We start from the raw sequence: 9,097 nt of genomic DNA on the forward strand, positions 1-9,097 counted from the left end.
GCGGGCAAGGTCACGTGCATCTCCTTGCCGCGAGTGTCGGTAAAGCGAAGGTCGACGAATTTGACGTCTTCGTCCTCGATCAGCTTGAGGACATCTTCTCCGGTACGCGCCATAAGCTCACAGCCTCTGCGTGGGAAACAATGGGGCGGGGCGTGCGCCCGGAAGGTGCATCAACCCCGCAGCCGCGCCTTATTGTGGGGCATTTCGCGCCCCGACGCACCTGTGGCGTGGTGCTACGGCCGGCATGGGCTTCACGCCCCACCGACCCGGATGCGGATCCGGTGCTCATCGCCGCTGGGCTCGGTGGCGATGACCTCATGACCGTGGACCCGGCACCAGGCCGGGATGTCCTCGAGGGCACCAGGGTCGGTGACCACCACCTCCAGCTCATCGCCGGCGACCAATCGTGCCACCTGGGCCTGGGTGCGGATCACCGGCAGCGGGCAAAGCAGATGGCGGCAGTCGAGCTCGTTATCCGTCGCCATGATCGCCTCCCACGTACCACGCGTCGGGAACATTCTCCGGCGCCATCGGAGGCACGGCGAGCGATTGCACGTTGCCCTCGGTATCCTCGAGTTCCAGATCGACTCGTTCGGCATTCCGCCCGGAAGAGTAACGAGCCACCAACCGTGCCGCCAGCTCCAGGTCGTGCTCGTCCCAGGTGCCGTCGATCAACGCCACCGGACCGCCGTGGCTGATCGTGCGCAGGTGCGGATAGCGGCGCTTGTAGCCCTGCAGAAAGCGGGTCTCACCGGCCTCACGGGCGATGATGAGCTTGAAGTGCTCGCGCGGGCGCAGATGACGCCCCACCTTGAGTAGCATGATGTCGTCCAGGTCGTACTCACGGGAACCGCGCGCCTGCCAAAGATCGGCCAGCTTGGCCGAGTAGCTGGCATCGGTCAGAAAACAGCAGCCGCCGGCGGGCTGCGCCCAGGCCTCGATGCCCAGGCTGCGCGCCAGCGCGAACTGGGGCTTGCGCGAGCGGCCATGCAGGTCGTGGAGGCGCTCACGATCCACCCAGCCCTCGCGCTCGGGCCGCGTCGGCTCCAGAAGCTTCGCCGAGAGCGGACGCAGGAGCAGGTCCTCGACCTCGGCATCCCGGGTGATCACCGGCAGCTTGTCCCGGGTCTGGGACTTGGGCCGCTGGCCGATCACCTCGCCGGTGACGATGAAATCGAAGCCGTTGGCCTCGATCCACTCGCGGGCCTTGCGCACCATGAACACCTTGCAGTCCAGGCAAGGATTGAGATTAGCGCCGTAGCCGTAGCGGGGGTTGGTGAGGACCTCCTTGTACTCCTCGATGACATCGACGATGTGTAGCGGCATACCCAGCTGCTCGGCCACCCACAGGGCGTTGTTGCGCTTGGGCCGTTGCTGATCCTTGCTGCGAATGGCGTGGGTGTGGCCCTCGACGCAGAAGCCGGTGTAGAAATTGATCCCCTCCACGTGGACACCCTGGTCCTGGACCACGCGGGCGGCCAGCATGGAATCGAGACCCCCGGAGATGAGCGCGACGGCTTTCGGTTGCTCGGGCATGACACGCAACTGTATCGGAGTGGAGGGAGAATTCTACCAAAACGGTCGTTGAGCCCGTGCAAGTGCCCGGACCGGATCGCTATACTGCGCCGCTACTGCGCACTGAGCCGACGGGATCAACGGAGGCGAGCTTGGCCGAGCTACCGCGGGATTTTCAGGAACTCATCCTCAACCTGCAGCAGTACTGGGCCCGACAGGGCTGCGTGGTGCTGCAGCCACTGGATATGGAAGTGGGCGCGGGGACCTTCCACCCGGCGACCTTCCTGCGCGCCGTGGGCCCCGAGCCCTGGCACGCCGCCTACGTCCAGCCGTCACGCCGGCCTACGGACGGGCGCTACGGTGACAACCCCAACCGCCTGCAGCATTACTATCAGTTCCAGGTGGTTCTTAAGCCGTCGCCGGCGGATTTTCAGGAGCGCTACCTCGGCTCGCTGGAGCAGCTCGGCATCGACCCGCAGATCCACGATATCCGCTTCGTCGAGGACGACTGGGAGTCACCGACCCTCGGGGCCTGGGGCCTGGGCTGGGAGGTCTGGCTCAACGGCATGGAGATCACCCAGTTCACCTATTTCCAACAGGTGGGCGGACTCGACTGCCGGCCAGTGATGGGCGAGATCACCTACGGGCTCGAGCGCATCGCCATGTATCTGCAGAACGTGGAGAGCGTCTACGACCTGATTTGGACGCACACCGATGCGGGGCCGGTCACCTACGGCGACGTCTTCCTGCAGAACGAGCGCGAGCAGTCGGCATACAACTTCGAGCAGGCCCCCGTGGAGGCGCTGCTCGAGGCCTTTCGGCACCAGGAACAGGAGTGCCAACGCCTGGTCGAGGTAGGGCTGCCGCTGCCGGCCTACGAGCAGGTCCTGAAGGCCTCGCACACCTTCAACCTGCTCGACGCACGGGGCGCCATCTCGGTCACCGAGCGCCAGGGCTACATCCTGCGGGTGCGCAATCTGGCCCGCACCGTGGCGCAGGGCTACTACCAGTCGCGCGAGGAGCTTGGCTTTCCGCTGCTGCAGGATAAGGAGTCCACCCATGGCTGAACGCCGCCCCCTGCTCATCGAAATCGGTACCGAGGAACTGCCGCCGAAGGCCCTGCAGCGGCTGATGACCGCCTTCCGGGATGACCTCGCCGGCGCCCTGGAGGAGCAGCGCCTGCAGCCGCAGGGGGTGCAGGCGTTCGCCACCCCGCGGCGACTGGCGGTGCGCATTGAGGCCGTGGACACCCGCCAGGCCGACGAACGGATCGAGCGGCTCGGGCCCCGGCTTGACGCCGCCCAAGATGCCGATGGCAATCCCACCAAGGCTGCAGAGGGGTTTGCGCGCTCCTGCGGCGTCAGCGTCGAAGACCTAGAGAGCGTTGACACCAACAAGGGCCCACGGCTGGTCTGGCGCGGGGTCCAACCGGGCGAGGCCGCCGAGGCGATCATCCCCGGGCTGGTGGAGACCGCGCTCGGAAGACTGCCGATTCCCAAGCGCATGCGCTGGGGCAGCGGCGAGGTCGAGTTCGTACGGCCCATCCACTGGACGGTGGCGCTGCTCGGCGAGGCGGTGATCCCCGGTAGCATTCTCGGCATTCCCACCGGGCGGACCACATATGGCCACCGCTTCCACGGCCGGGGTCGCAGCGGGATCGACCTCCCCGAGCCCGGCGTCTACGAGCAATTGCTCGAGGAGGAAGGACGGGTCGTGGCGGACTTCGCCGATCGTCGGCGTCGCGTCGAGGCGGGTGTGCGCCAGGAGGCCGAGCGTGCCGGCGGCACACCGGTGGGTGACGAGGCGCTACTCGACGAGGTGACGGGCCTTGTGGAGTGGCCGGTGGCACTCTCCGGCGACTTCGACCAACGCTTCTTGGCGATGCCCGAAGAGGCCCTCATCTCCAGCATGCAGGGACACCAACGCTGCTTCCCGGTGCGCGGTGCCGAGGGCCGACTGCTGGCAAGCTTCATCACGGTGGCCAACATCGACAGCCGCGACCCGCAGCAGGTCCGCCACGGCAATGAACGGGTGATCCGGCCCCGCCTGGCGGACGCCGAGTTCTTCTGGCGGCAGGACCGGCGCCTGCCCCTGGGCGAGCGGCTCGAGCAGCTGCAGCACGTAGTCTTCCACCGCCGCCTGGGCGATCTGCGCGCACGCAGCGAGCGAATCAGCCGTCTGGCGGAGCGGGTCACCGGGCAGATCGGTGCGGATGCCGATGCGGCAGGCCGCGCCGGGCTGCTGGCCAAGTGCGATCTCGTCACCGAGATGGTCGACGAGTTCCCTGAGCTGCAGGGGATCATGGGTGGCCACTACGCGCGGGCCGACGGCGAGGGCGAGGCCGTGGCGGCGGCCATCGGCGCCCACTATCGGCCGGCCTTTGCCGGTGATGCCCTGCCTCACACGCCGGAGGGGCAGGCTGTCAGCATCGCCGACCGCATCGATACCCTAGTCGGCATCTTCGCCGCCGACGGCCCGCCCTCGGCGGACAAAGATCCCTTCGGCTTGCGCCGGGCGGCCATCGGCCTGCTCCGCTGCCTGATCGAGGGCGGCCATGACCTCTCGCTGCGCGAGCTGCTGGACACCGCCGCCGGGATGATCGCCGACGAGTGCGGGGTGGCGACCGACGGCATCGCCGAACAGGTCGCTGGCTTCTGTCACGAGCGGCTCCGGGGCTACTACGCCGAGCGGGGCTACGCCGCCGAGGTGTTCGAGGCGGTGGCCGCCGTCGAACCGGCTTCGCCTCTGGATTTCCACCGCCGCCTGGCGGCCTGTTCGGCGTTCCGCGAGCGCGCCGAAGCACAGACCCTGGGCGAGGCGAACAAGCGCATCGGCAATATCCTGCGCCGTGCCGGACTCGATCCTCAAACGCGGCCGGAGGCCGTGGCCGCCGGCGATGAGCCGGCCGAACAGGCACTGGCCGAGGCCCTGCGGGGGGCGTGGGCGGAGGCTCAGCCATGCATCGAAGCGGCCGATTACGGCGCAGCGCTCACCGCTCTGGCAGGCCTGCACGAGCCCGTCGACCGATTCTTCACTGATGTCATGGTGATGGCCGACGACGAAGCGGTGCGCCAGCGCCGGCTGGAGCTCCTCGGGGCCGTCCGGCACGCCTTCCGCGCGGTGGCCGACCTCTCCCACCTGCCGGGCTGAAGCCGCCGTTATGCCGTGGCTCATCCTGGATCGGGACGGTGTCATCAATCGCGACTCCGAGGCCTTCATCCGGACCCCGCAGGAGTGGGTACCGATCCCCGGCAGCATCGAGGCCATGGCCCGGCTCAGCCGGGCCGGCTGGCGGGTGGCCATCGCTACGAACCAGTCCGGTCTGGCCCGGGGACTGTTCGACGCAGCGACCCTGGAAGCCATCCACGCTAAGCTCGAGCAGGCCGTCTCTGCAGCCGGCGGCTGTATCGATGCGCTGGCGTACTGCCCGCACGGTCCTGGGGACGGGTGTACCTGTCGCAAGCCGGCCCCCGGACTGTACCGCGAACTGGCCGAACGGCTGGAGGAGCGGCTCGAGGGCGTACCCGTGATCGGCGACTCGGCGCGGGACCTGGAGGCCGCCGCCGCGGTCGGCGCACGACCGATCTTGGTACGCACCGGCAAGGGCGAGGAAACGTTGGCGCGGGGCGGGCTGCCGCCGGGGACGGAGATCCACGCCGACCTGGCCGCAGCGGCGGCGCGTCTGCTCGAGGAGGAGGAACCATGACAATCAAGGGCGGCACTCCACGCGAGTGGCTGGGCAGCAGCCTACACCTGGCCTTGATGGCTGTCACCGCCCCGATCTGGACCGTGCTGGGGCTGCTTACGTATCCCCTCGGCTACCGGTCGCGCTACCGCTTTCTTAGCGCCTGGGGGCTGGTGGTCATCGAGTCGGCGCGCTGGTTGTGCAGCCTCGATTATCGGGTGCAGGGACTGGAGAACCGCCCCGAGGGAGCCGCGGTGGTCATGGCCAAGCACCAATCGGCGTGGGAGACGCTAGCCCTACTGAAGTGGTTCTCGCCGCAGACGTGGGTGCTCAAGGAGTCATTGCTGCGCATCCCATTCTTCGGCTGGGGACTGCGGCTGCTCGAGCCGATCGCCATCGACCGCCAAGCCCGCGGCACCGCACGGCAACAGGTGATCGAACAGGGCACGGATCGGCTGCGGCGCGGGCGCTGGGTCATTATCTTCCCGGAAGGAACCCGGATCCCGCCAGGGCAGAAGGGCCGCTACCGCAGTGGCGGTGCCGAGCTGGCCATCCGGGCCGGGGTCCCGGTGGTGCCGGTGGCGCACAATGCCGGCTCGTTCTGGGGCCGTAACAGCCCGCTGCGGCGCAGCGGGCGGATCGAGGTTGTCATCGGTCCCCCTGTGGCCACCCAGGGCCGCAGCGCCGAGGAAATCACCGCGGAGGTCGAGGCCTGGATCGAGCGGCAGATGGTGGAGCTGGAGGGCCGGCCCCCGGACGGATAACCTCGCCGGGGGCGGCAACGCCCCGGCGCGGCCGCCCCGCCGTGGTCGCCGGGAGCGACCGCGGTATTAGACGTCGAGGTTGGAGACCGCCAGTGCGTTGCGCTCGATGAAGTCGCGCCGCGGCTCCACGTGATCCCCCATCAGCGTGGTGAAGATCTCGTCGGCGGCCACCGCGTCGTCGATGGTCACCCGCAGGAGGCGGCGGGTCTCCGGATTCATGGTGGTCTCCCAGAGCTGATCCGGATTCATCTCGCCCAGACCCTTGTAGCGCTGAATGGTCTGCCCGCGCTTGGCCTCCTCCATGAGCCAATCCACCGCCTCGCGGAGGCTGCCGACCGGTCTCCGCCGCTCGCCACGGAGCACCTCGGCGCCTTCGTGCAGGAGACCGTCGAGCAGCGAGGCGAGGGCCTTCAGCGTCTCGTACTCCGCCGAGAGGAAGAACTGCGGGTTAAAACGGTACTCCTGATCCAGGCCGTGGCGACGCCGGGTAACGACGGCTTCCTGGAAGCCCCCGTCGGGGCCGCGCTGGACCGTCACGCGGTAACGCATGCTGGCATCGGTGGCGGCTTCCACCCGCTCGACCAGCTGTTCGAACCACGCCTGCATGGCCGCGGCATCGGTGATGTCGTCCTCGCCGCGCGGGGCCAGGGTGGTCATCTGCTCGAGGATGGCCGGATCCCAGCGCCGTGAGACGTGCTCGATCAGCTCCATCGCCTCATAGTAACGACGGGCCAGCCGACCCAGGGCCTCGCCGGTGATCGGCGGGGCACCACCGCCGGGGTGGAGGGCGGCGCCGTCAAGGGCCAGCTCCAGCAGGTAATCGGTCAGCTCGCGCTCATCCTTGACGTAGTGTTCCTGCTTACCCCGCTTGATCTTGTACAGCGGGGGCTGGGCGATGTAGACGTTGCCGCGTTCGACCAACTCACGCATCTGCCGATAGAAGAAGGTCAGCAGCAGGGTGCGGATGTGCGAGCCGTCCACGTCGGCGTCGGTCATGATGATGATCCGATGGTAGCGCAGCTTATCCGGATCAAAGTCATCACGGCCGATGCCACAGCCGAGCGCGGTGATCAGGGTGCCCACCTCGGCGGAGGAGAGCATTTTGTCAAAACGCGCCTTCTCCACGTTGAGGATCTTGCCCTTGAGCGGCAGGATCGCCTGGGTGCGCCGGTCCCGTCCCTGTTTGGCAGAGCCGCCGGCGGAGTCGCCCTCCACTAGATAGATCTCCGACTTGGCCGGGTCGCGCTCCTGGCAGTCGGCGAGCTTGCCGGGCAGACCGGCGATGTCCAGGGCGTCCTTGCGCCGGGTCATCTCGCGGGCCTTGCGCGCCGCTTCGCGGGCGCGGCTTGCCTGGATGACCCGCTCGGCGATGGCGCGAGCCTCCGGCGGGTGCTCGGCGAGGAAGGTCTGCAGCGACTCCGAGAGCAGGGATTCGACAATCCCCTTCACCTCGGAGGAGACGAGCTTGTCCTTGGTCTGCGAGGAGAACTTGGGATCCGGCGCCTTGACCGAGACCACGGCGGTCAGACCCTCGCGGACATCCTCGCCGCTCGGAGTGGACTTGAGCTTCTTCAGGTAGCCCTCGGTCTCCAGGTAACCGTTCACCGTACGAGTCAACGCCCCGCGGAAGCCGGCCAGGTGGGTGCCGCCGTCGCGCTGCGGGATGTTGTTGGTGAAACAGAAGATATTCTCCTGGTAGGAGTCGTTCCACTGCATCGCCACATCCACGCCGACACCGTCTCGCCAGGCGGTGACGTAGAACACCGTCGGGTGCAGCGGGGTCTTGTTGCGGTTGAGGTGCTCCACGAAGGCGCGGATGCCGCCGGTGTACTCGAAGACGTCCTCTTTCTCGGTCCGCTCGTCCTTGAGGACGATGCGCACCCCGGGATTGAGGAAGGAGAGCTCCCGGAAGCGCTTGGCGAGGATGTCGTAGTTGTACTGGACCTCGGTGAAGACGGCCTCAGAGGGCTTGAAGGTGATGCGCGTACCGGTCTGCTCGGTCTCCCCGACGACCTTGAGCGAGGTGACCGGAGCACCGTCGGCATACTCCTGCACGTGGACCTTGCCATCGCGCTCGATGACCAGCCGCAGGCGCTCGGAGAGGGCGTTCACCACCGAGACACCGACGCCGTGCAGGCCGCCGGAGACCTTGTAGCTGTTGTCATCGAACTTACCCCCGGCGTGCAACACGGTCATGATGACCTGCGCCGCGGGGACGCCCTCCTCAGCATGGGTGTCCACCGGGATGCCGCGACCGTTGTCGGTCACGGTGACGGAATGATCCGCGTGGAGGGTGACGGTGATCTCGGAGCAGTGTCCGGCGAGGGCCTCGTCGATGGAGTTGTCGAGGACCTCGAAGACCATGTGGTGGAGGCCCGTGCCGTCGTCCGTATCGCCGATGTACATGCCCGGGCGCTTGCGGACGGCATCGAGCCCGCGCAGCACCTGAATGCTCTCGGAGTCGTACTGCGGCGTAATCTCCGTGGTCATCGATGATTCAGCCTCTCAAGGGGTGCGTCTGGACCGGGGGTCCGGCCGTAAAACGGCATTATACCATCGCTGACAGGCTGCCTTCGCGTACGTCGTACCAGTGGCCCGGGGGCAGATTGACCGGGAGGGCGTCGCCGTCGATGGCGGTCAGGAAGATCTGGGTCGGCTGATCGGTCACGGTGTGCAGCACCGTGCGCAAGTGCACCGGATCGAGTTCGGCAGGCAGATCATCGATCAGGAGCAGGGGCGCCAGACCCTGGCGTGCCCAGAGCTGAACTTCGGCGACCAGCAATGCGACGACCAGCAGCTTCTGCTGGCCCCGGGAAAGGGCGTCGGCGGCAGGGATGCGCTCGCGGCTGAGTAGCAGGTCGGCCCGGTGCGGGCCGCGGTGGGTGAAACCGGCGGTGCGGTCGCGCTCGAGCTGCTCATCGAGGACATCCTCCCACGCGGCTTCGGCGGCAGCGCCCCGATAGTAGCGCAGCTCCAGGTTCTCCAGGCCGAGCCACTGGCGCGCCAGATCGGCCCACGTCGGGCGGAGGGCTTGGATGAAGCGGTGGCGGGCGGCATCGACGGCCGTCGCGCAGTGGATGAGCACAGGGGTCCAGGCTTGCTCGCTGCGGCGGTCACCAACCCGCAGGGCGGC

8 protein-coding genes and 1 pseudogene are annotated in these 9,097 nt (G+C 67.8%); 4 read left to right on the forward strand and 5 right to left on the reverse strand.

From position 1 onward, the window contains the following. From LRG07_RS13075 to LRG07_RS13085, 3 genes are all read right to left on the reverse strand, one after another. A partial coding sequence (locus tag LRG07_RS13075; protein ID WP_238642621.1) for a glutamine synthetase occupies positions 1-113 on the reverse strand: 113 nt, incomplete at its 3' end. 138 nt (positions 114-251) lie between these two features. Beyond that, on the reverse strand, positions 252-485 hold the full coding sequence (locus LRG07_RS13080) for a sulfurtransferase TusA family protein (protein WP_201170193.1): 234 nt from the start codon (positions 483-485) through the stop codon (positions 252-254). Further along, positions 472-1,536: a tRNA (5-methylaminomethyl-2-thiouridylate)-methyltransferase gene (locus tag LRG07_RS13085; RefSeq protein WP_201170195.1), complete on the reverse strand. Its 1,065-nt coding sequence runs from the start codon at positions 1,534-1,536 to the stop codon at positions 472-474. Before LRG07_RS13085 ends, LRG07_RS13080 begins: the two co-directional genes overlap by 14 nt. A 131-nt stretch (positions 1,537-1,667) precedes the next feature. On the opposite strand from LRG07_RS13085, the gene glyQ reads away from it, so the two are divergent. Genes glyQ through LRG07_RS13105 form a run of 4 tightly spaced genes read left to right on the forward strand, consistent with a single transcriptional unit; the run spans position 1,668 to position 5,964 of the window. Then, the gene (gene glyQ / locus LRG07_RS13090; protein WP_201242137.1) at positions 1,668-2,582 is read left to right on the forward strand and encodes a glycine--tRNA ligase subunit alpha; all 915 of its coding nucleotides are present in this window, start codon (positions 1,668-1,670) and stop codon (positions 2,580-2,582) included. Then, on the forward strand, positions 2,575-4,665 hold the full coding sequence (glyS, locus tag LRG07_RS13095; RefSeq protein ID WP_238642619.1) for a glycine--tRNA ligase subunit beta: 2,091 nt from the start codon (positions 2,575-2,577) through the stop codon (positions 4,663-4,665). The genes glyQ and glyS overlap by 8 nt, the downstream gene beginning before the upstream one ends. Positions 4,666-4,675: 10 nt before the next feature. After that, positions 4,676-5,221: a D-glycero-beta-D-manno-heptose 1,7-bisphosphate 7-phosphatase gene (gmhB, locus tag LRG07_RS13100; protein ID WP_201170203.1), complete on the forward strand. Its 546-nt coding sequence runs from the start codon at positions 4,676-4,678 to the stop codon at positions 5,219-5,221. Further along, entirely contained in the window at positions 5,218-5,964 is a 747-nt protein-coding gene (locus LRG07_RS13105; RefSeq protein WP_238634193.1) for a 1-acyl-sn-glycerol-3-phosphate acyltransferase, read from the forward strand. Before gmhB ends, LRG07_RS13105 begins: the two co-directional genes overlap by 4 nt. A 66-nt stretch (positions 5,965-6,030) precedes the next feature. Here the strand turns inward: LRG07_RS13105 and gyrB are convergent, their stop codons facing one another. Beyond that, entirely contained in the window at positions 6,031-8,454 is a 2,424-nt protein-coding gene (gene gyrB, locus LRG07_RS13110; RefSeq protein ID WP_238637276.1) for a DNA topoisomerase (ATP-hydrolyzing) subunit B, read from the reverse strand. A 58-nt stretch (positions 8,455-8,512) separates the two neighbouring features. After that, positions 8,513-9,097: pseudogene (locus LRG07_RS13115) on the reverse strand (hypothetical protein); the annotation flags it as partial.

Source organism: Halorhodospira sp. 9622, from assembly GCF_022228025.1.
Classification (GTDB): Bacteria; Pseudomonadota; Gammaproteobacteria; order Nitrococcales; family Halorhodospiraceae; genus Halorhodospira; species Halorhodospira halophila_A.

Excerpts from the sequence above, each read along its gene's own strand:
- LRG07_RS13080 (WP_201170193.1), bottom strand. The coding sequence starts at position 485 with ATGGCGACGGATAACGAGCTCGACTGCCGCCATCTGCTTTGCCCGCTG.
- LRG07_RS13085 (WP_201170195.1), bottom strand. The coding sequence starts at position 1,536 with ATGCCCGAGCAACCGAAAGCCGTCGCGCTCATCTCCGGGGGTCTCGAT.
- glyS (WP_238642619.1), top strand. The coding sequence starts at position 2,575 with ATGGCTGAACGCCGCCCCCTGCTCATCGAAATCGGTACCGAGGAACTG.
- gmhB (WP_201170203.1), top strand. The coding sequence starts at position 4,676 with ATGCCGTGGCTCATCCTGGATCGGGACGGTGTCATCAATCGCGACTCC.
- LRG07_RS13105 (WP_238634193.1), top strand. The coding sequence starts at position 5,218 with ATGACAATCAAGGGCGGCACTCCACGCGAGTGGCTGGGCAGCAGCCTA.
- gyrB (WP_238637276.1), bottom strand. The coding sequence starts at position 8,454 with ATGACCACGGAGATTACGCCGCAGTACGACTCCGAGAGCATTCAGGTG.